The 21,735-nt window shown below is 66.3% G+C and carries 22 protein-coding genes; 4 read left to right on the top strand and 18 right to left on the bottom strand.

The window, feature by feature from the left end; translation table 11 throughout:
* Positions 1–8 precede the first annotated feature (8 nt).
* A complete protein-coding gene (locus tag LH407_RS12220) occupies positions 9–1,070 on the top strand; it encodes an AI-2E family transporter (protein WP_322133710.1) in 1,062 nt (353 codons plus the stop codon).
* Here LH407_RS12220 and LH407_RS12215 read toward each other — a convergent pair.
* The 11 genes from LH407_RS12215 to rpsB form a co-directional block, all read right to left on the bottom strand.
* On the bottom strand, positions 1,067–1,792 hold the full coding sequence (locus LH407_RS12215) for an alpha/beta hydrolase (RefSeq protein ID WP_322133711.1): 726 nt from the start codon (positions 1,790–1,792) through the stop codon (positions 1,067–1,069). The two genes, LH407_RS12220 and LH407_RS12215, sit on opposite strands and share 4 nt — an antisense overlap.
* Before the next feature lie 4 nt (positions 1,793–1,796).
* Positions 1,797–2,096 carry a hypothetical protein gene (locus tag LH407_RS12210; protein ID WP_322133712.1) on the bottom strand — a complete coding sequence of 100 codons (300 nt, stop codon included), beginning with the start codon at positions 2,094–2,096 and terminating at the stop codon, positions 1,797–1,799.
* A gap of 38 nt (positions 2,097–2,134) precedes the next feature.
* On the bottom strand, positions 2,135–3,865 hold the full coding sequence (locus LH407_RS12205) for a cation:proton antiporter (protein ID WP_322133713.1): 1,731 nt from the start codon (positions 3,863–3,865) through the stop codon (positions 2,135–2,137).
* A gap of 61 nt (positions 3,866–3,926) precedes the next feature.
* Entirely contained in the window at positions 3,927–4,565 is a 639-nt protein-coding gene (locus LH407_RS12200; protein WP_322133714.1) for an aggregation-promoting factor C-terminal-like domain-containing protein, read from the bottom strand.
* A gap of 47 nt (positions 4,566–4,612) precedes the next feature.
* Complete coding sequence (locus LH407_RS12195; protein WP_322133715.1) at positions 4,613–5,164, bottom strand: DivIVA domain-containing protein; 552 nt, start codon at positions 5,162–5,164, stop codon at positions 4,613–4,615.
* A gap of 14 nt (positions 5,165–5,178) precedes the next feature.
* A complete protein-coding gene (locus LH407_RS12190) occupies positions 5,179–6,054 on the bottom strand; it encodes a phosphatidate cytidylyltransferase (RefSeq protein ID WP_322133716.1) in 876 nt (291 codons plus the stop codon).
* Positions 6,054–6,605, bottom strand: coding sequence for a ribosome recycling factor (gene frr / locus LH407_RS12185; protein WP_322133717.1), 552 nt, complete (start codon positions 6,603–6,605; stop codon positions 6,054–6,056). Before frr ends, LH407_RS12190 begins: the two co-directional genes overlap by 1 nt.
* A gap of 64 nt (positions 6,606–6,669) precedes the next feature.
* Positions 6,670–7,524: a DMT family transporter gene (locus tag LH407_RS12180; protein WP_322133718.1), complete on the bottom strand. Its 855-nt coding sequence runs from the start codon at positions 7,522–7,524 to the stop codon at positions 6,670–6,672.
* 10 nt (positions 7,525–7,534) lie between these two features.
* Entirely contained in the window at positions 7,535–8,251 is a 717-nt protein-coding gene (gene pyrH, locus LH407_RS12175; RefSeq protein WP_322133719.1) for a UMP kinase, read from the bottom strand.
* A gap of 239 nt (positions 8,252–8,490) precedes the next feature.
* On the bottom strand, positions 8,491–9,318 hold the full coding sequence (tsf, locus tag LH407_RS12170) for a translation elongation factor Ts (RefSeq protein ID WP_322133720.1): 828 nt from the start codon (positions 9,316–9,318) through the stop codon (positions 8,491–8,493).
* Between the two features lie 45 nt (positions 9,319–9,363).
* The gene (gene rpsB, locus LH407_RS12165) at positions 9,364–10,473 is read right to left on the bottom strand and encodes a 30S ribosomal protein S2 (protein ID WP_322133721.1); all 1,110 of its coding nucleotides are present in this window, start codon (positions 10,471–10,473) and stop codon (positions 9,364–9,366) included.
* A gap of 288 nt (positions 10,474–10,761) precedes the next feature.
* On the opposite strand from rpsB, the gene LH407_RS12160 reads away from it, so the two are divergent.
* On the top strand, positions 10,762–11,256 hold the full coding sequence (locus LH407_RS12160; RefSeq protein ID WP_322133722.1) for a M23 family metallopeptidase: 495 nt from the start codon (positions 10,762–10,764) through the stop codon (positions 11,254–11,256).
* On the opposite strand, the gene LH407_RS12155 is transcribed toward LH407_RS12160, so the two are convergent.
* Entirely contained in the window at positions 11,253–13,334 is a 2,082-nt protein-coding gene (locus tag LH407_RS12155) for an MMPL family transporter (protein ID WP_322133723.1), read from the bottom strand. The two genes, LH407_RS12160 and LH407_RS12155, sit on opposite strands and share 4 nt — an antisense overlap.
* Before the next feature lie 69 nt (positions 13,335–13,403).
* On the opposite strand from LH407_RS12155, the gene LH407_RS12150 reads away from it, so the two are divergent.
* Positions 13,404–13,910, top strand: coding sequence for a MarR family winged helix-turn-helix transcriptional regulator (locus LH407_RS12150; RefSeq protein ID WP_322133724.1), 507 nt, complete (start codon positions 13,404–13,406; stop codon positions 13,908–13,910).
* On the opposite strand, the gene LH407_RS12145 is transcribed toward LH407_RS12150, so the two are convergent.
* Entirely contained in the window at positions 13,873–14,781 is a 909-nt protein-coding gene (locus LH407_RS12145; RefSeq protein WP_322133725.1) for a tyrosine recombinase XerC, read from the bottom strand. The two genes, LH407_RS12150 and LH407_RS12145, sit on opposite strands and share 38 nt — an antisense overlap.
* Positions 14,782–14,848: 67 nt before the next feature.
* Between LH407_RS12145 and LH407_RS12140 the strand changes: the two genes are divergently transcribed.
* Entirely contained in the window at positions 14,849–15,640 is a 792-nt protein-coding gene (locus LH407_RS12140; protein ID WP_322133726.1) for an SDR family NAD(P)-dependent oxidoreductase, read from the top strand.
* Here LH407_RS12140 and LH407_RS12135 read toward each other — a convergent pair.
* The 5 genes from LH407_RS12135 to LH407_RS12115 form a co-directional block, all read right to left on the bottom strand.
* Entirely contained in the window at positions 15,621–16,538 is a 918-nt protein-coding gene (locus tag LH407_RS12135) for a phosphodiesterase (protein WP_322133727.1), read from the bottom strand. The genes LH407_RS12140 and LH407_RS12135 overlap by 20 nt on opposite strands.
* A 32-nt stretch (positions 16,539–16,570) precedes the next feature.
* Positions 16,571–18,280, bottom strand: coding sequence for an amidohydrolase (locus LH407_RS12130; protein ID WP_322133728.1), 1,710 nt, complete (start codon positions 18,278–18,280; stop codon positions 16,571–16,573).
* 153 nt (positions 18,281–18,433) lie between these two features.
* The gene (dprA, locus tag LH407_RS12125; RefSeq protein ID WP_322133729.1) at positions 18,434–19,660 is read right to left on the bottom strand and encodes a DNA-processing protein DprA; all 1,227 of its coding nucleotides are present in this window, start codon (positions 19,658–19,660) and stop codon (positions 18,434–18,436) included.
* Positions 19,657–21,192 carry a YifB family Mg chelatase-like AAA ATPase gene (locus LH407_RS12120; protein ID WP_322133730.1) on the bottom strand — a complete coding sequence of 512 codons (1,536 nt, stop codon included), beginning with the start codon at positions 21,190–21,192 and terminating at the stop codon, positions 19,657–19,659. The genes dprA and LH407_RS12120 overlap by 4 nt, the downstream gene beginning before the upstream one ends.
* Positions 21,192–21,548, bottom strand: a complete 357-nt coding sequence (locus LH407_RS12115; protein WP_322133731.1) for a YraN family protein — start codon at positions 21,546–21,548, stop codon at positions 21,192–21,194. Before LH407_RS12115 ends, LH407_RS12120 begins: the two co-directional genes overlap by 1 nt.
* Positions 21,549–21,735: the final 187 nt, after the last annotated feature.

Genomic DNA, 21,735 nt, shown 5'->3' with positions numbered 1-21,735 from the left:
GTTCGGTCATGAAGATTCACAACGCGTTCCGCTTGGGTCTGTTGGGCGGCCTCGGCGTACTCGTCGCCATCGCTATCGGCGGCACGCTCGTGTCGCTCGCGACGATTCTCACGTACGTCGGAGCGGCGCTGTTCCTGGCCCTCGGACTCGACCCCGTGGTCAGCTGGCTGCAGCGCCACAAGTTCCCGCGCCCCCTGGCCATCCTGACCGTGCTTGTCGGTGTGCTTGCCGTCTTCGCTGGGCTCATCCTCGCGATCATCCCGGTGATCAGCGATCAGGTGGATCGCGCGATCCGCACGGTCCCGGGCTTCGTGAACTCGTTCTTCGACGGGACAGCGCGCAAGGCGATTCAGGACGCGTTGCCCTGGCTCAACGTTGACGACGCGTTGCAAGGTGTCCAGCAGTGGCTGAACGACCTCGATCCGACCCAGATCGGCGGCGGAGTCTTGACCGTCGGTATCGGTATCGCGACGGGAATCACGGGTGCGATCATCGTGCTCATCCTCACCCTGTACTTCGTGTCGTCGCTCGGGAGTCTCAAACGCGGCATCTACCGTCTCGTACCGGCCTCCAAGCGCCCGAAGTTCATCGACCTCGCCGAGCAGACGAGCACGGCCGTTGGTCGATTCGTCAGCGGGCAGTTCCTCCTCGCACTGTCCAACGGTGTGCTGTCGTTCATCTTCCTGACGTTCATCTTCCCGGCCTTCAACATCCCGGTTACCTACTCGGCGCTTCTCGCCTTCATCGCCTTCCTCGCCTCGCTCATACCGCTGGTCGGTACCGTCTCGGGCGCCGCCGTGATCACCCTTCTCGTGCTCCTGTTCGACGGAGCGCCCTCGGTGTTTGTGGTCGGCATCTACTACCTCGTGTACATGCAGCTCGAGGCGTACTTCCTGAGCCCACGCATCATGTCCCAGGCGGTGAAGATCCCCGGTGCCGTTGTTGTGATCGCAGCACTCGCGGGCGGCACGCTGCTCGGCATCCTCGGCGCACTCATCGCCATTCCCGTGGCGGCGGGCATCATGCTCGTCATCGACCAGGTCGTTGTGCCACGGCAGGAAGAGCTCTAGACGAGGTCGCCGTCCCACTCTCGTGGGAGAGGCAGAACACCAGGGTTCAGTCGCGCCACAATCTCGGTGAGCACGCGGTAGGTCTGCTCCTCCCCGACCCACAGGTGCTTGCCGCCCTCAACGGCCACGAACTCCAACTCCGGCACCGACGAAAAACGCTGGGCGGCCTCGTCCGGGCGAAGATAGTCGTCGAGTTCCGGGATGAGGGCGACGAGACGCTTGCCGCTGCCGGCCCACGCGGCGACTTCCTCCGCGCTGGTGCGATGCAGCGGGGGCGACAGGAGAATCGCTCCAACAATCGGATGCTCGAGACCGTACTTGAGAGTGACCTCCGTGCCGAACGACCAACCAACGAGCCACGGATTGGGGAGGCCGCGCTCAGCCACAAAATCCATGGCGGCAGCGAGATCGAGTCGCTCGTCTACTCCGTGCCCGAACGCCCCCTCCGACGTGCCTCGCGGCGAGGTCACGCCACGGAAGTTGAAGCGCAGCACAGCGACATCCGCCAAGGCAGGAAGCCGTGCCGCCGCCTTGCGGATGATGTGCGAGTCCATGAACCCGCCAGCAGTGGGAAGCGGATGTAGCGCAACGATCGTCGCAACCGGTTCCGCGGCGGCGGGGAGTGCAAGCTCGCCGACGAGGGTCAACCCGTCCTCGGTGTGGAGCTCGATGTTCTCGCGGCGCGCGGGCAGCACGGTACCGCCCCGGATTTCGATAGTCATGCGGTCAGCTCCTGATCTTCCAGCAGTGCGAGTGCCAATGACGACGGGCCGCGAGATCGTCGGCCTCCCCCATCAACCCGTCCGCTCTCCATGTCACGAGGTGTGCGACACCGGGTGCGATAGTGAGCGAGCATCCGGGGCACACGTAGTCCTTCACGGCGGCAGCGGCAGTGATCGGTTGAACATTCCACACGCCGTCTCGTTTGGTTTCCGTGCGCCGAACCCCGGCGAGCGCACGCGAGAGGTCCAACTCCGGCACCTCATCGGGTACGCGCCGACCGCGGGGGCGATTCGAGCGCGGCATGATCCCAGCCTAAGCGCGCACCGAGTGCGACCGCGGCTTTACGTGTTCTCGTCGAACTGTGCCAACCGCGTCTCCTCGATGTCGAGCATCGTCTGTGCGCGGGCGATGATGCGCGACGGGTAACGTCCAGCCGATCTTGCCATGAGGAGCGCCTGCCGTTCGGCTTGCAGTACCTCGTAGCGCAAGGCCCGATAGCGCGCGTGCGGAGCCGCGGCGAGAGCGGCAGCATCCCCGTCCGCATCGACACGTTCGCGCATGATCTGCGATCCGGTGACGGTGTCACGCCGCACCTGTTCGAGGATGACGGGATCCACGGGTTCACCGTCCGCCGGCGGATCCGACAGCACCTGGAGCCCGGCATCGCCGAGCTCCTCCAGCAACGACGCGAGTTCCCGCCGGTCCGCGGCGGCATCAGAGCCCTGGATGCCCGTGAGCCTGATGAGCCACGGCAGTGTGCCGCCCTGCACGAGAAGTGTGACCACGGCGACGGTGAAGGCGACAAGTACGAGTTGATCCCGGTGGAGGATCGTGTCCGGCAGCGACTGGGCTGCGGCGAGGGTCACAACCCCGCGCATGCCCGCCCACCCGAGGATGACACCACCGCGCCAGCCGAGGCCCTCGGCGCTCAGCTCCTTGAGGTCATTCCCCCGTCGTTCGAGCGAACGCTGAACCATGTCGTAGCGCTTCGCGGCCCGAGGCGGCAACGTACTCGGGTCGGGCAGAGCATCGACGTACGCGAGATGTCGTTCGTGCCGCCGCATCGCTCGGCGTTCCCTCCAGCGCAGAACGAGGATGAGGGGACCGATGAACAGGTACCGAGTGGCGACGAGCACGACGGCGATGAGGAACCCGAGAGCGATCGCGATCGGCACACTCAGGTCATCCGATCGAACGGTGCCGACGATCTGGGTGACCTCCAAGCCCATGAGGAGGAACACGCCGTTCTCCAGCAAGAACTGGATCGAACGCCAGTTGGTGCGCTCCGTCGCACGTGCTTGGGGGGTGAATCGCCCTGACGCGTGATAGCCGGAGTAGAGGCCGGCGGTCACCACCGCGATAACACCGCTCGCGCCGATCTCCTCCGCGGGCAGGAAGGCAACAAACGGCACCGCGAACGAGATCGCCGTGTCGACGAGGGGATCGCGGATGCGCGACCGCAGTTGAACCGTCACAAAACCGACAACCAACCCGATCGCGATCGCGGCGCTGGCCGCGAACAGGAAGTCGCCGACGCCATCCCAGAACGAGACGGTGGCTGCTGTCGCCGCGAGTGCAGAGCGCAGAAGCACGAGAGCCGTGGCGTCGTTGACGAGACTTTCGCCCTCGAGGATCGTGACGAGGCGCGGTGGTAGTCCGAAGCGCTTCGCGACGGCAGTCGCGGCCACGGCATCCGTGGGACTCACGACCGCACCGACGGCAACCGCGGCCGCGAGTGAGATTCCGGGGAGCAACGCCCAGAGCACCACACCCGTGATGAAGGCCGTCGCGATGACGAGGAGCACACTGAGCACACCGATCGACGGCAGGTTGCGTCGGAGATCCACGACCGGAACGCTGATCGCGGACGCGTAGAGAATTGGGGGCAGCAGGACAAGCAGGATCAACTCGCCCGGCACCCGAACCGGCGCCCCGGGCACAAAGCTCAGCAATCCCCCGATCACGATGAGGAAGAGCGGGGTCGCAATGCCGAGCTTCTTGCTGAAGATACCCGCGCCGACGATGACCGCTATGCCGATGACGAAGTACAGGGCGACGTCGAGCAGATCCATGGCGAAAGCCTAGCGACGCACGCGAACGGCCCCCGGAAGACTCAGCGAGGAAAAGGGGTGACTAGTACCAGCCGACGGACTGCGAGTGCTCCCACGCGCCGCACGGGGTCGAGTAGCGGCCCGAAATGTACGACAGACCCCAGGAGATCTGCGTTGCGGGGTTATCGGCCCAATCGGCTCCGGCAGAGGCCATCTTGTCACCGGGAAGCGCCTGCGGGATGCCGTAGGCACCACTTGACGCGTTGTGCGCGTAGACGTTCCAGCCGGATTCCTTGTTCCAGAGTGCGACCAGGCAATCGAACTGATCCTGGCCCCATCCCATGCCTTGGAGCATCGAGAACGCGATGGCCTGTGCGGTACCGGGATCCGGGACTCCTGCCGCGGGCGCGACGGGGGCTGCCGGAGCGGGAGGCGGAGGCGGCGGAACCTCGGTGGCGGTGAAGGTGTCACGCTCGGCCGTGTGCGAGTAGGTGCCGGCAACCACGAGTTCCTGCACCGGAACGGGAGCTGCCGGAGCGCGCACCTCCGCAGCGACGGCATCGGCGTCGGGCGAGACGGCGTTGATCACAACAAGCGACGTGACGGCCGCGGCGGCGAACAACGGAAGCGACCACGAGGAGCGGATGTGGCGACCCGAAAGGTCTCCACCAACACTCTTGCGATGCGCGCGCAGAGCTGTAGCTCGGGTTTCGATAGTCACAGTTCCACGATTTTAGCCCACGTGGGCCGGAAATGGCCTGAGAGTGCTCAGCGAACGGCCAGCATGACGTCGATCACGCTGTCGAGTACCAGGTCGACCTGAGCCTCGCTGTAGCCGCGTTTGCGCGCCTTGAACGCAACGGAGCGCACCTGGTCTACGCTCAGCGGCTTACCGTTCTGGAAATAATCGATGAGCTTGTCGGCGAAGGCGTCAACGGACTTGGTGTCGTACCCGTTCGTGAAAATGCCGGTGCGATCAAAACGCTGACCGGCCGGGCGCGACAGGCGGTTGAGGATCTCCTGCGCCGTCGAACGGGCCGACGCGAACCACGCTCCGTCGCCAGCCTCGGCGAGAGCCCGCTCGCGCTCGCGCGCGGCGAAGGCGTCCTCGAGACGCTCGAGCGCGGCATCCACGTGTTTGGTGGCGTAGCCACCCTTCTGCATGGCGAACGCTGTCGTGCGGATGCTCGCTGCCGTGATGACGCCCGGTGTACCCGGTGCCGCGGTATAGGCCGTGCGGGCATCCTGGAGGAACTCCTCCACCTGCTCGACGTTGTAGCCCTGCTCGGACGTGCGTACTCGCGGGAAGGTTGTGCTCACCGGACTATTCTGCCTCACGCGAAGATGAGGAACAGCGCATAGGCCGCTGCCCCCGACAGCAGGGACGAGTCGACCCGGTCCAGGAATCCGCCATGCCCCGGCAGCCATGTGCTGATGTCCTTGATACCGAGATCGCGTTTGATGAGCGATTCCGAGAGGTCACCCAGAGTCGCCGTTCCGAGCAGCACGAGGCCGAAGATGATGCCCACCCACCACGGCTGCTGGAGCATGAAGATCGCGACGAGCACGCCGGCGATGACGGCGGCCGCGGCGGATCCTGCGAAACCCTCCCACGTCTTACCCGGGCTGATAACGGGTGCCATCTTGTGTTTGCCGAACGTTAGGCCCGTCGCGTAGGCGCCCGTATCGACGGCGACAACAACGATGAGGAACGCCAGCGTCCACCATTGGCCGCCCTCCTGGGCGGTCAGCAGCACGGTGAAGCCCGCCATGAACCCTACGTAGGCCATCACGAAAGCACCGGCGCCGAGGTCTTTGAGAAGCTCGATACCCGAAACGCGGTGACTCGGTCGCGCGAGTTCGACGATCCTCCACAGGCTCACGAGGAGGATGCCCGCGAGGGTGACGTACCAGTGCCCAGCGGACAGCCAGTAAAACGCCGCAGGCACAATGGCGAGGGAGGCGACGAGCACCGGAATCCTCGGAACATCCCGCCCCGCGAACCGCAGCGCGCTCGCCAACTCGAACGTCGTGAAGCCGATGAGGGCGGCAGCGAAGACCATGTAGAGCTCTTTGATGAGAATAAGACTCACCAGCAGAGCGCCACCCAGCACGAGCCCGACGGCGATCGCGCGCAGGAGGGGTCGCCCCGTTCGCGCGTTGATCTTGTCGTTCGTCGCGCGGACCTGGGCTTCGAAGTCGGAAACCATCAGACCTCGAGCAGCTCGGCTTCCTTGCGCTTGAGAGCCTCGTCGATCGCATCGACGTGCTGCTTGGTGGTGCCGTCGAGTTCCTTCTCGGCGCGTGCCACCTCGTCCTCGCCGACCTCCTTCAGACCGTCGAGGTCATCCTTCGCCTTGCGTCGGATGTTGCGGATCGCCACTCGCGCCTGCTCGGCCTTGTCGCGCACGATCTTGACGTACTCCTTGCGGCGGTCCTCGGTGAGTTCGGGGAGGGTTGCGCGGATCACGTTACCGTCGTTGCCGACACTCGCGCCGAGGTGTGCCGCACCGGCGAGGGCCTTCTCGATGTCCTTGAGGGCAGACTTGTCGAACGGCGTGATGAGGAGGGTGCGGGCCTCCTGGTTAACGAGGGAGGCCATCTGCCCGAGCGGGGTCGGCGTGCCGTAGTACTCGACAAGGATCTTCTGGAAGAGGGCGGGGTTGGCCCGGCCCGTCCGCACCGTGGCGAAATCATCCTTGGCGACCTCGACGGCCTTCTGCATCTTCTCTTTGGCTTCAGCCAGCACATCGCTGATCACGGGCAACTCCTTCGTGTCTGAGTGAAGTTTAGTGGGGACAGCGGTGCGCCGAGCGCGACCTTCTCTACGCGAGAGCCAGCAAAGCCACCCCGGCGACAACGATGACGGCTCCAATGAGCCTCTGCACGGGATGTGGTTCGCGGAAGAGCAACCACCCCGCTAGCCCCACGAGCACAACGCTGATCTCACGCGCTGGTGCCACGATCGAGACCGGCGCCACTTGCACGGCGAAGAGCACGAGGATGTACGCGAGAGGCCCCAGAACACCGAAGATGACGACGGCGATCGGATGCTCGCGCACAACCCTCACCGTGGCTCTCCCCGAGCGCAGCGCCGGCACGGCCAGGAGCACCAGTTGAACGACCACACTCGCCCAGTAGTAGCCCACCGGAGGCAACTCGTGCACCGTGACGGCCGCGGCATCCCACAGCGTGTATACGGCGATGATCACCCCGACAGCGAGGCCGTACAGGATGCCCGCCCGGTTGCCGCGCGCCTGGCTGACCCCGCCGGCGAACCCCACGACCATCACACCCGCAACAACAACGGCGGCCCCGAGGAGCCCCACCGGGCCGGGCCGCTCCCCGAGCACGATGATCGCGAGCAGCACGGCGATCGCGGGGCCTGTTCCACGAGCGAGCGGGTAGACGATCGAGACATCCCCCACCCGATATGCCCGTTGCAGCACAAAGAAGTACACGATCTGGAGGGCACCGCTGACGAGAGCGAGCGGCAGCCACACCGACGCAGAGGCCCCCGCGTCGAGCAGCGAGGTGACACCGAACGGTGCGTAGACGATCGCACTGACGACGATCCCGGCCCAAATGTAGCCGGGCCCGCTGGCACCCGTCTTTTTGACGGTGACGTTCCACGTGGCGTGTGCGAGCGCTGCGCCGGCGATCAGCAGCGCAACGACCACGGGTTCGGTGTCAGTTGGAGACGAGTGTGCCGATGCGGTCGCCGCGGATCGCCTTGGTCACGTTGCCCGCAGGCTCCATGCCGAAGACGACCATGGGCATCGAGTTGTCCATGCACAGCGAGAACGCCGTCGAGTCGACAACCTTGAGGCCGCGCACGAGCGCCTCCTGGTAGGTCACCTGGTCGAGCTTGGACGCCGAGTCATCCTTGCGCGGATCACCCGTGTAGACGCCGTCGACACCGTTTTTGGCCACGAGCACAACATCGGCGCTGATCTCGAGTGCACGCTGCGCGGCTACCGTGTCCGTCGAGAAATACGGCAAGCCCGCGCCGGCACCGAAGATGACAACACGGCCCTTCTCGAGGTGACGCTCGGCGCGGCGGGGAATGTACGGCTCGGCGACCTGCGTCATCGAGATCGCGGACTGCACACGCGTTGCAGCCCCAGCCTGCTCGAGGAAGTCCTGCAGGGCCAGTGCGTTCATAACGGTGCCGAGCATGCCCATGTAGTCGGCGCGGCCGCGGTCCATGCCGCGCTGGCTGAGCTCCGCACCGCGGAAGAAGTTGCCACCGCCAACGACGATCGCGATTTCGACCCCCTCGGCGGATGCCGCGGCGATCTCCTTGGCCAAGGCGCTGACAACATCGGGGTTGACGCCGAGCTGCCCGCCTCCGAACGCTTCACCCGAGAGCTTGAGAAGTACCCGGCGCTTGCGTTCATCCGTCATGTGATCCCCGATCGTTCTAGTGCTCTGTACAGAGTATTGCCTCGCACATGAGGTTCACGACGGCGCGACTCTCGCGACATCGGTGCACGTGCCTCACGTTGCGGAGGATGGCACGCCGGGTTGGGCCACGGCGTGCCGCAGCCTACGGCGTGCCATCCTCCGCAACGTCGGGCCGGGGTGACCCGAAAACGACGAGGGGCCCCGGATGTAACATCCGGGGCCCCTCGTCGTGCGTGTTGTTACGCGCCGACCTTGAAGCGTGCGAAACCCGTCACCGTCAGGCCAGAGTCCTCGAGGACCTTCTTCACCGACAGCTTGTTGTCCTTCGCGTAGTCCTGCTCGAGGAGCGAGACCTGCTTGAAGAAGGCACCGATGCGTCCCTCGACGATCTTCGGGAGGGCGGCCTCCGGCTTGCCCTCGCCGCGGCTGATCTCCTCGACGATACGACGCTCGTTCTCAACCTCTGCGGGCGGGACGTCGTCGCGCGACAGGTACTGCGGGTCAGCGAACGAGATGTGCTGCGCGATCGAGCGAGCCGTCTCCGCGTCATCCCCCGTGTAGGAAACGACGACACCGATCTGCGGCGGCAGGTCCTTCGACGTGCGGTGCAGGTACACGGCGAACTTCTCGCCCGGGATACGCACAACGCGACGCAATTCGACCTTTTCGCCGATGGTGGCGGCCTGGTCGTCGATGACACTGCCGACGGTGCCGCCATCCAGCGGAACCGCGAGAGCGGCGTCGAGGGTCTCGGCGCCCGAGTCGGCGAGAGCCGCGAGCACCTTCTCACCCAGGGCGACGAACTTCTCGTTCTTCGCCACGAAGTCGGTCTCGCACGCGAGCTCGATCATCGTGGTGGCCGTCGCGGACTCCACCGCGGCGATGAGGCCCTCGCTCGTGGAGCGGTCGGCACGCTTCGCGTTGCCCTTCGCACCCTTGAGGCGGAGGATCTCGACGGCCTTCTCGATGTCGCCCTCGGCTTCGACGAGAGCGTTCTTGGTGTCGACCATTCCAGTGCCCAGGCGGTCGCGCAGGGCCTTGATGTCAGCGAGGCTGATGTCTGCCACGGTGTGGATCCTTACTTGGTTGCGTGTTGTCGTGTGTGGTGACGGTTACTTGGATGCCTTGGGGGCAGCCTTCGCCTTGGCGGCGGGCTTCTCCTCCGCAGCGTCGGCGCTCTCGGCCTTCGCGGGGGCCTTCTTCGCCGGAGCCTTCTTCGCGGCGGGCTTCTTCTCGGCCTCGGTGGCCTCGGCCTCGATCTTGGCCTCGGTCTCGGCGTCCGACTCGACGTGGTGCTCGGGGACAACGGTCTCGTCCGCGGCTGCCTCGTGCTCGGCGACAACGGCGTCCGCGTCGTTCTCCTCGGTCGGCGTCTCGGCGGCGATGACCTCGGCGACGGCCTCAGCAGCGTTCGCGCCCTGGTCGACGGCCTCGATCTTCTCGGCGGTGGATGACGGGGTCTCCGACGCGGCGAGGAGCTCGGCCTCCCAGGCGGCGAGCGGCTCGACGTCTGCACCCTCTTCGGGCTTCTGGTGACGCTGGATGAGACCCTCGGCAGCAGCATCCGCGATGATGCGCGTCAGCAGGCCAACCGAACGAATGGCGTCGTCGTTACCCGGAATCGGGTAGGCGACCTCGTCGGGGTCGGCGTTCGTGTCGAGGATTCCGATGACCGGGATGCCCAGCTTGTGGGCCTCGTCGACGGCGAGGTGCTCGCGCTTGGAGTCGACGACCCAGATCGCGGACGGGGTCTTGGTGAGGTTGCGGATACCGCCGAGCGTCTTGTGCAGCTTGTCGAGCTCACGCTTCTTGATGAGGAGCTCCTTCTTGGTGAAGCCGCTCTTCGAGGTGTCCTCGAAGTCCAGCTCCTCAAGTTCCTTCATGCGTGCGAGGCGCTTCGAGACGGTCTGGAAGTTGGTGAGAAGACCACCGAGCCAACGCTGGTTGACGTAGGGCTGGCCGACGCGCGTCGCCTGCTCGGCGATGGCCTCCTGGGCCTGCTTCTTGGTGCCGACGAAGAGGATGGTGCCGCCGTGGGCGACCGTCTCCTTGACGAAGTCATACGCCTTGTCGATGTAGGCGAGCGACTGCTGCAGGTCGATGATGTGGATGCCGCTGCGCTCGGTGAGGATGAAGCGCTTGACTTTCGGGTTCCACCGGCGGGTCTGGTGTCCGAAGTGAACGCCGCTGTCGAGCAGCTGGCGAATGGTAACGACGGCCATGGCCGTTCTCCTTAACTGGCGCACGCGTGCGCCTACTCAGTTGTTATTCGCGACCGGATGGTGCGAAACCTGGTGTCCGGACGCAGCTCCGCACCGTTCCCGGTGACTGGTGGAGTTGTGCCGCGCCTATGGCAGAGCCTGGGCGCTTTCGGACACGCGAAGTCACCCCATTTCTGAGGTGCTGAACTCATGGTAGCACCGCTCCTCCCCCGGTGCACCGGTCTCGTGCTGGTCCCCACCCCTTGCATTTCTCGGTCGGGCCGCACCCGACAGGCCGAGACTCGTGCCATGCCCAGGATGCCCGCTCTCGCCACACTCGGAATGCTCCTCCTCGCCGCCTCCCCCGCTGCCTCTCCCGCTGCCTCCCCCGCTGCCGATGGCCCGTGGCGCTGGCCCGTCGATCCGCCTCGTGTTGTGGAGCGGCCGTTCATCGCGCCCGCGACGAAGTACTCGACGGGGCACCGTGGTGTAGACCTGCGTTCCGGTGACGTGCTGCGAGCTCCGGCGCCCGGAGTGGTGCATTTCGCCGGGGTCGTTGTCGACCGGCCCGTGATCTCGATCGACCACGGGGGCGGTGTCATCTCGAGCTACGAGCCGGTGGTGGCATCCGTCGCCAAAGGCGACACAATTGCGGCCGGTCAGACCATAGGAACCGTGCAGGCGGGCCACTGCCGATCGCCGTGCGTGCACATGGGGGTGCGCGTGGACAGCGAGTACGTGTCTCCCCTGTCGTTTTTTGGGGAGATCCCTCGCGCCGTGCTGCTTCCGACGCGAGGTGCCTAGCTGCGCGCGGCCGAGCCGGTCGTGCGTACCTCCGCATCGACGGACATGACGCGGCTCGGCCACCAGAACTTTTCGCCCGTGAGGAAGGCGAGGGCCGGCACGATTACCGTGCGCACGAGGAGTGTGTCGAGGAGCACGCCGATACACACGATGATTCCGATTTGGGTGAGCGTGATGAGTGGAAGCACCCCCAGCACAGCGAATACCGCGGCGAGGAGGATACCCGCGCTCGTGATCACCCCGCCGGTCGCGGCGAGCGCACGAATCATGCCCGTGCGTGTTCCATGCTGGGCAGCCTCCTCTCGGGCGCGTGTCACGAGGAAGATGTTGTAGTCGACACCGAGGGCCACCAGGAAGAGGAAGCTGAACAGCACAACGTTGGTGTCGATAGCCGGGAACCCGAGCACCGACTGGAAGAGCAGCCAGCTTGCGCCAAGGCTCGCGAAGAACGAGCCGACGACGGTGGCCAGCAGCAACAGCGGGGCCACGAGCGCGCGCAGCAGGATGACAAGAACGAGGAAGACGAGCCCGAGGATGAGTGGGATCACGAGATCCTGGTCGGCCTCCTGCGCGCGAGCAACGTCGAGGCTTTGAGCGTCGAGTCCGCCGACGATCGCGTCGGCGCCATCGATGGAGTGCAATTCCGCACGGAGTGCGTCAATGGCTGCGAATGCCTCATCGGTTTCGGCAGCGGCATCCAACACAACGTCGACCTGGGTGATCTCGCCATTGGTCTCGCCGACGCGAGCGGAGTCGACCCCGTCGACGGATGCCGCAGCATCCGCCACCTCGTCGGCGTAGTCCGCATTCGTGATGACTGCCGTCGGCGAGCTGGCACCGGCCGAGAACGCGTCCGCCAGGATCTCTTGGCCAACAACGGCCTCAGGTACCGACGTGAAGCGCTCGTTCTGCGAGAGCCCGATCTGCACCTGAGTGACCCCGAGCGCGAGTGCGCCCAGTATGAGGACACCGGCCGTTGCGACAACCGCAGGCTTACGCGAGACGAGCGTGCCGAGTCGGAACCACACCCCGCGGGTGGTGCTGCCTTCGCTGCCGTAGTGCGGAACGTAGGGCCAGAAGAGTCCGCGCCCGAAGAGCAGAAGAGCCGCAGGCAATACGAACAGTGCGAAGAGCATGGCGATGACGACTCCGGTCGCGCACGCGATGCCGAGCGCCCGGTTGCCGGTGAGCTGGGCGAAGAGGAGGGTCAGCAGCGCGAGTACTACGGTGCTGCCGCTCGCGATGATCGCGGGCCCCGCACCACGGAGGGCTCGGGCCATGGCATGCCGTCTGTCTTCGACGAGCCGAAGCTCGTCGCGATATCGCGCGATGAGGAGGAGGGCATAGTTCGTGCCGGCACCGAAAACGAGCACGGACAGGATGCCGGTGACCGATGCATCCAGCGTGATGCCGATCGACTCGGCCACACGCGTCGCCACGATGCGCGCAAGGCCGTCCGCCGTGCCCACCACGACAACGGGAACGAGCCAGAGCCACGGGCTGCGATAGGTGACGAGCAGGAGGACGATCACAACGGCGGCGGTGGTGAGAAGGAGAGTAAAGTCCGCGCCTTCGAAGACGGCAGCGACGTCGACCGCAAAACCTTCGGGGCCGGTGAGCAGCGCCGTGAGACCGTCGGGGAGGTCGGCGTTGGCGATGCTGCGAATCTCGTCCGCGCGCTCGGCCTGGGCGCCGACGTCGTCGATGACCTCGAGCGGGACGGCAACGAGGGCCGTGGTGCCGTCCTCGGATACGGAGGGCGGCGGCACAAAGTCTGCGCTCGAGAGCTCGGCAAGGTCAGCCGTGGACGCCGTAATCGCCTCGACGTCGGTGGGGTCGAGTTGCTCACCGTCGCGTGAATACACGAGCAGGGCGCTCGTTGTGTCGGCGCTCGGGAGATCTTGCTGCGCGGCGGTCACGCGTGCTGACTCGGCCGTCTCGGGAAGTCCCGCGCCGGGGGCGGTCTCCGATTCGGATCCGGTGCCGAGCGCGAAGATCGCCCCGGAGACCAGGAGTGCGACAACGAGCACGATCCACGAGGTTGCTCGAGCCGTGATGAACGTGGTGAGGCGCTTCATGCTGTTCTCCGGTTTATTTCGATCATCTAATTACTAGTCGCTCGAACAACATAGCGATAGGATCGCGGTATGACAACTCAGCCGGAGTCCGGGTCGCGCGAGCGCATTCCGGCCCGGCCACCCACCGCGATGCTTCGGGATCTGCTGACCCTCAGCGACGAGTTCGAAGCGCACGTCGGACGAGAACTCACCGTTAATCCGACGGACCTCCAGGCCATGCAGCACCTCATCATGGATGGCCCGCTCAGCCCGACCGAGCTCTCGAAGCGGCTCGGAATCTCGACCGCAGCCACCACCACGGTCGTCGACCGGCTCGTTGCCGTCGGGCACGCCTCGCGGACACAGCACCCCACCGACCGGCGCGCGGTTGTCATCGTTCCCGAGCCGGGATCCGTCCGCAAAGCCATGGGCACACTCATGCCCATGATCATGGGCATCGACGGGGTGCTCGACGAGTTCGATGCGACAGAGCAGAACGTGATCTCCGCCTACCTGACACGCGTGCTCGAGGTCTACCGCGAGCACCTGCCCGAAAGCCCTACGACCGCGGGTGGGCCAGAGCGTACGCCTCTTTGAGTCGCGCCGTGCTCACGTGGGTGTAGAGCTGGGTCGTACCGAGGCTCGCGTGCCCGAGCATCTCCTGCACCGAGCGCAAATCAGCGCCGCCGTCGAGGAGATGGGTCGCCGCCGTGTGCCGCAGGGTGTGCGGACCGGACGGCCCCTCCCCCGGCACCGTCGACAGCAGACCGGAGACGAGGTCGTAGACGGTGCGACTGGCCACACGTGAACCGCGAGCGCCAACAAATACCGCGGATGACCCAACCGCCGTTGTGGTCAGCACGGGCCGCGCCTCGTCGAGATAACGCCGGAGGGCATCGCGCGCTGGCACACCGAACGGCACCACCCGCTCCTTGGACCCCTTACCCAGAACTCGGACGTTCAGTCGGGACAGGTCGACGTCTCCGAGGTCGAGCCCCGTGAGCTCGCTGACGCGGAGTGCGGAGGCATAGAGCAGCTCGATGATCGCGGCGTTGCGCACGTCAATGGGATCGCCGCTCTCGGCGCGCACGGCGACGCGGTGCAGGATGTCCGCCATCTGCTCGCGCGAGAGCACACGAGGGAGGCGGTGGTCACCCTTGGGTGCCTTGAGTCTGGTCGCGGCATCCGTCGGCGCCTGCTGAGTTCGCGCGAGCCACGCGGTGAGTCCGCGCACGGAGGCCGAGCGCCGGGCGAGGGTGGCCTTCGAGAGCCCCGACTGCGAGCACACCCACAGCCACTCGCGGAGGAGCTCGAGATCGAGGTCGTCGACAGTTGTCGCGGCCCGCTCGTCGGCGAAGGCAACGAGGAGGTCGAGATCGGAACGGTACGAGCGCACCGTGTTCGCGCTGAAGCCGCGCTCGGCCGTGAGGTACACGGCATAACGTTCGACGGCGTCGGTGAGCTCCACGTGTCTATGGTGCGGCACCGGCGCAGGTGAGGGTCTGGTCGCGAGGGCGTGTTGCTAGCGTCGATACATGGTTGTTTCGCTCGGAACCGCTCTCATCACCGGCGCCACCGCAGGAATCGGTGCAGAGTTCGCCGTCCAGCTCGCAGCCCGAGGTCACGACCTTGTACTTGTCGCCCGGGATGAGCAGCGACTGGAGAGGATGGCGGATGCCCTCCGTGGCCGCGGCGTCGGCGTCGAGGTACTCGCGGCCGATCTCTCCGAGCCTGCTGGTGTCGCGCGGGTCGTGGGCAGGGTCGACGACGAGACGCGCCCGATCGAGGTCGTTGTCAATAACGCCGGCTTCGGCTTGCACACCGACTTCGACCTGTCACCCGTCGAGGACGAGGTGCGATTGCTGGAGGTGCTGGCGACGGCACCCCTGCGCATCAACCACGCTGCACTGCGCTCGATGGTCGCGCGCGGGCGCGGACGCATCGTGAACGTGACATCCGTCGCAGCGTTCGCACCACTGGGCTCCTACTCGGCGGCGAAGGCCTGGCTGCACACGTTCTCGCGCTGGGCGAACGCGTTCTACAGGCCCGCCGGAGTTACCGTTACCGCCCTCGCACCGGGGTACGTGCGCACCGAGTTCCACGCACGAGTCGGGCTCGAGCGTTCGAGTATGGCACCCGAGTGGCTGTGGCTGAATGTGGAGCCTGTTGTGCGGCAGGCGTTGCGCGACTCCGACCGTGGCCGCGCGATGTCGATCCCTTCCGCGCGCTACGCGGTGATCGCGCGTATCGCCTCGGCGCTGCCGCTGGGTGTGATCTCGTGGGTCGCGCGACGCGAGCGATGGGGGTTCAGCCGTCGCCGCGGTTGAACGCGGAGTCCCTGCGCGAGAAGGTCTCCATCCGCTGCTCGGGTGTCATGGCGGCAATCTGCTCCCAGCCGGCCGCGGGTACACCGCTGACTTCACTCGTGTCGCCGACGGGGACGATGGAGTGCACGATCTGTTGCTCGTAGACGTGAACGAGGTTGATCGACTGGCCGAAGTCGACGCCGGAGAGGATGCGGTCCTCGGCGCTGAGGTCGAGCGTGTAGCACGTGGCGGAGGCCACCGACACGGGAACGCCCGCGAACGTGGAGTGGGTGGAGTAGTGCAGGTGCCCCCCGAGGATGGCGCGCACGTCTGTGCCGCGGATGATGTCGGCGAGGCGGTCCTGTCGCTGCAGTTCGAGCATCCCCATCGCCTCCAGCATGGGGGTTGGAATCGGCGGGTGGTGAACGGCGATGATGGTGCCGTGCGGGGCCGGTGAGGAGAGCACGTCGGCGAGCCAGTCGAGCTGGTCGTCGGTGACTTCTCCGTGGTGGTAGCCGGGCACGGTGGTGTCGAATGAGATGACCCTGAGCCCGTTCAGGTCGTAGACACGATCCTGTGGGGCGTCGGATTCTTGTCCGAAGAGGATGCGGGAGTACTCGGGTCGCTCGTCGTGGTTGCCCATCACCCAGATGAGCTGGGCGTTCATCCGCTCGGCGGCGGGTTCGACGATGGCTTTGAGTCGTTCGTAGGCGTCTGGCTCACCGAGATCGGCGAGGTCCCCGGTGAAGACGAGCGCCTGCGGCTGGGCGATGGAGCGTTCGAGCTGCGCGAGCGCTCGTTCGAGGTGCTCGATGACGTCGACGGCACCGTAGAGCGGTCGGGCGCCCGCGAGCAGGTGGGTGTCGCTGATGTGGGCGATGACGTGTGTTGGTGCTGGGTACTGCCCGAGTTGGATCACACGGCCAGCCTAGGCCGGGGCACTGTCTGGCGTCAGCAACAGTGCTGGCGTCGAGCGTGACCGGCGAGGTGCGCATGCTGGGCCGGATCGTGACCTGTGGCGGCACCCACGAAGTCGTCGAGAGTAATACGTGCACCGCCGAGCCAGGTGCCGAGAACTTTGATCTTGTCGTTGAGCTGTGTCGGCTCGACCTCGTACGGGTCGGCGGTGAGTTCGACGAGATCGGCGAGTTTACCTGGCGCGATCGAGCCCACCAGGCTGTCACGGTGGAGGCTGCGCGCGGCGTCGATCGTGTGGGCCCGGAGCGCCTGATCCAGGGTTATCGCCTGCTCGGGCGCGTGAATCTTCCCGCTGCTCGTTGCTCGAGTCACCGCGGTCTGCACGTTGAGGATCGGCGTGGGGGGCGACACGGACCCGTCGTTGTGGAGGCTTACGCACGTGCCCGAGCTGACGGCATCCTGGAACGCCTGCCAGCGCGCGCCGTGCTCACTGTCGAACATCTCGCCGTCGAGAAGGTCACCCCAGTAGTAGAACTGGAACGGCGCCATGGAGACGTGCACGCCGAGGCTCGCCGCTCGCTCGAACTGGTCTCGCCGCCCAGCCCCCACGTGTTCGAGCCGCCACCGGTGGTCGGTGCCGAGCAGACCGTGTTCGGCGAGCGCGCGCTCGTAGGCGTCGAGCGCGAAATCGATCGCATCGTCACCGTTGGCGTGGAAGGCCATCTGCCACCCTCGAGACGCGCAGGCATCGAGCACGGCGTCGACTTCGGGCCGGCCGTAGTTCATCGACCTGCCGGCGGTGGCCGGGTCGATTCCCGCGCGCTTCGTCGCGTCCGTATCGAGGTACGGGAAGGAGACGGCGATGTTGCCGATCCAGGGTGAGCCGTCGGTCCAGAGTTTCACTCCCGCCTTGTGGATGAGCGCGTCATCCGCGACGAAGCTCACCGGTTCGGCGAATCCCTCGATCGAGGAGACTTGCCACATACTCAGGCGCAGCGGGCAGGAGGGCAGTGCGGCAAGCGCCTCGTATCCACTCTGAAGGTCGAGGGAAAACGTCATATCCGAGGTCGAGGTGATGCCCGCGCGGGCCATGAGCGCGTAGTACTCGGCAGCGCTCGCGAGCACGTTTCCGCCGAGTTGCTGGAGGACGGGCGCGATCACCTCGGTGGTGGCCGGCACCTCGTAGGCCGTGCCGTCGAGAGCACCGTTGGCCCGCCGCCCGAACGTGCCCCCGACGGGGTTCTCGGGTGGCGTCGCATCCCAGCCCCTGAGCTTCATGAGGGCGGTGGTGAAGTAGGCGGCGTGGCCCGAGTTGTTGAAGATGACGACAACCCGGTCGCCGAAGATGTCGTCGAGTTCGTCGGCGAAGGGGGCCGGTCTGCCGTGGAGTAGGGCGTCGAAGCCGTTGAAGACGAGCGGGATGCCCGGCGTGGTGGTGTCGGCGGCGCTCTGGAACACGGCCAGCACGTCGTCCCAGGTCGGGGCATCCCACGGTGCTATCGAGTGGGCCGGACTCTGCGTGACGACGCCCCCCAAGAGCGGATGCCCGTGCGGTTCGATGAACCCGGGCATGAGTACCGCAGCACCGGTGTCGATGTGCTCCGCCCCGGGCAGCGCTGCTCGGCACTCGGCGAGCGATCCAACGGCGACGATCCGGTCATCCTTGATGGCGATCGCCGTCACGCGCGGTGACGTCTCGACCATGGTGATGATGGCTCCGGCTGTGAGAATCTTCTCGGTCACGGTCCTGCCCCCTTTGGTCGGAGTGTGCAGAAACCGGCTTCGCCTTCCCCCGGATTCCTGCAACGGCTTCTCCATCCTCCAGCGGTTGCTGAGCGGTGCCCAGGGTTCATTCTGATTCGGCCTCGTTTTGGGGGTGCGAGTGCGTTCGCCGATTCAGGTGTCACGGAGGACCCGTCGCACCCAGCCGCGCGGGGTCTCTCGCGCGATTCCTTCGAGGTCGAGGGCGCCGAGCGCCGACATCACGTCGAGTAAAGACAGGCCGGAGCGGGCCGCGATGTCTGTGGGCTGGCGTGCAGCGCGTGTGCTGATGGCGTCGAGGACTCGGACGCGCCGGGGGTCTTCGGGCGCCGCGCCGTCGACTGCGTCATCCGTCTCCCAGTCCCCGGCGAGCTCCGCCATCTCATGCGCAGTCGTGACCAGGGTGGCCAAATCTTCGCGGATGAGTCGATGACAGCCAGCGGATGCCGCGCTCGTGACCGGACCGGGCACTGCGCCCAGCGGCCTGCCGAGGGCTGCCGCGTGATGGGCGGTGTTGAGTGATCCAGACCTCCACCCGGCCTCGAGCACAACGGTTGCGCGACTGGCTGCCGCGATAAGCCTGTTGCGCTGAAGGAAACGCCACTTGGAGGGTTGGGCACCGCAGGGCAGCTCGGAGATGACGCAGCCCGATTCGACGATACGTGTGAGAAGGGCATCGTGCCCGGAGGGGTAAAAGCGATCGACGCCACCTGCGAGGAACGCGACGGTAACTCCGTTGCTCGCGAGTGCTGCTCGATGCGCCATGCCGTCGATTCCATAGGCCGCACCGGAGACGATCGCGAAACCCCGATCGACGAGCCCCGCGCTGGATTCCATGGTCACGTGCTCGCCGTATCCGGTCGCAGCGCGTGCTCCCACCATGGCAACGGACTTACTGAGACCTGCGAGAAGTTCGCATCGACCGCGCATCCAGAGCACGGTTGGGGCGTGGCTTGCGAGGTCATCGACGCCGGGAATCCACTCAGGGTCGCCGGGCACCGTCAATCGAACGCCGAGTCGAACGGCCTGCCGCAGGGAGGTCAGCGCGGTCGCGGATGCCAGTCGCGGTGCCCAACGGTCCCGGGCGAGCGCGAGGTCCTTGCGTGTAACCGACCCTTCCAGCGACCGCGTCACCGCGTCGCCGGTCAAGCCGCCGAGCAACTCGGTGAGGGCGGCCGTCGCACCGATTGCACCGATGAGAGTTCCGGCAACTCGATCACCCGGTTCGGTGATTCCGGACCACACGGATCGCGCGAAGCGCTCCTCGATGGCGTCTCGATCGAGGGCGCCGTGCATGCGCTCATCGGTCACGGCCCGGATCAGCTCTGACACTTCGGCTTCTTTGAGCCCGAACATGGTCATGTGGCGATTGCCCTCCTCAAATACAGCGCCTGCCCGACATGGCTGGCGTCCGGTCGTTCCGCGCCGTCGAGGTCGGCGACGCTCCACGCGAGACGCAGTACGCGGTCGTAACCCCGCATCGTGAGGCCGCCGCGCTCCAGCGCGCGATCGAGACTCGCGGTCACGGATTGCGGCAGGCGCATGCCTGTCGACCGCAACCAGGTGCCGGGAACCTGGCCGTTGAGACGCCATGGGGTGCCCTGGAGTCGATCTGCGGCACGCGATCGCGCGACGGCTACACGTGCTCGCGCGTCCGCTGTCGTCATGCGCGGCTGGTCGGCCGCGGCAGCGAGGTGGGCTGCGGTGATCCGCGCGACTCTGAACTGGATGTCGATCCGATCGAGCAGGGGCCCCGAAAGCCGTCCGACATAGCGACGGCGTGCTTGCGGCGGGCACGTGCACTCGGAGTCTGGCGCACCGTATTGCCCACACGGGCATGGGTTGGCAGCGAGCACGAGTTGGAATCGGCCAGGGTAACTGGCCACTGCGCTGGCGCGGTGGATCGTGATAACCCCCGACTCGAGTGGCTGACGCAGGGCATCCAGCACACTCGGCTTGAACTCGGGAGCCTCATCAAGAAACAGGACGCCCCCGGATGCCCGCGCCGCAGCACCCGGACGGATCACCGCACTGCCGCCACCCACGAGCGCCGCTGCCGACGCCGTGTGGTGCGGAGCTTCGAAGGGTGGACGCAAGCTCAACTGCTCGCCGACGGGTAACCCGGCGAGCGAACGAACGGAGCCGACGTCGAGTGCCGCCTCGGCCTCGAGGTCGGGGAGAAGCCCCGGGAGTCGGGCCGCGAGCATCGTTTTGCCAGCTCCCGGTGGGCCCAGGAGAAAGACGTGGTGGCCGCCCGCCGCCGCGACGAGCATGGCCTCCACGGCGTCGACATTGCCGATGACGTCGGCGAGGTCGCCCGACGGTTCTGGCGCGCTCTCCATCGTGATTCTGGGGATCGCCTCGACGGGAGTCGACTCGACGTCAGCACCGTGCCAGATCGCGGCCTCACGGAGCGATGCCACACCGACGACCCGGATGCCCGGCACGAGGCTCGCCTCGTCGACGTTGGCCGTGGGGACGACTGCCACCGTGAAACCGGCCCGCTGAGCGGCGACCACGGACGGCAGAATGCCGTTGACCGGCCTGAGGCGACCGTCGAGGCTCAGCTCACCAACATGCACAACCCCGACAAGGGATTCAGCGGGTACCTCACCTGTCGCGGTGAGGATCGCGATCGCGATGGCCAGGTCGAAGGCCGAGCCCTGCTTGGGGAGAGCCGCGGGTGAGAGGTTGACGGTGATCTTCTGCGACGGGAAGTCGCACCCGGAGTTGCCGATGGCGGCGCGAACTCGCTCCTTGGACTGCGAGAGTGCGGCATCCGGTAAACCGATGAGGGTGAAGCTCGGCAGGGCGCTGGAAATGTCGGCCTCGATCTCGACGGCTACACCGGTGAGGCCGAGCAGCGCGATCGAGTGGGTGCGTCCGACCCGCATCACCCCACCCGCTCGAGGTGCTCGATCGTGACCGCACCGATGCGCGGCGCGAGAACGGCGATGGCGTCGATGCGCACGCGACCGGGCTCCCCCGGATGCGCCTCGCACCACGCCCCCGCGAGTCTGCGCAGTCTCGCGAGTTTGACCTGCGTGATCGCCTCAAACGGATGCCCATACGCAACACTCGACCGCGTTTTCACTTCCACAAACACGAGGTCGTCCCCCTTGCGGGCCACGATGTCGAGCTCACCCTGGCTGCAACGCCAGTTGCGGTCGACGACCGTGAACCCTTCAGCCGCTAGTCGCTCCGCTGCGAGGAGTTCACCCCGCCTGCCCAGTTCGTCTTTCGCCGCCATGGCTCAAGGGTGGACTCGCCGACCTCTGCGCCCGCGTGCCCGCCCCGGTTCTGGGAGTAACTCTCGAAGCGCGGACACCCTGCGGAGTGGAACCAGCTCCCGACATAGGAGCGTACCTAGGAGACTAGAGAGGACTACTTCCCAGCGGAACTAACCGATGAGCGAGATCGTTCCGGCCGATCGCGCG

The organism is Antiquaquibacter oligotrophicus (assembly GCF_020535405.1).
Taxonomy (GTDB): domain Bacteria; phylum Actinomycetota; class Actinomycetes; order Actinomycetales; family Microbacteriaceae; genus Rhodoglobus; species Rhodoglobus oligotrophicus.
Note: the sequence above shows the minus strand (reverse complement) of the source record. Positions and strands in the feature narration are given on the sequence as shown.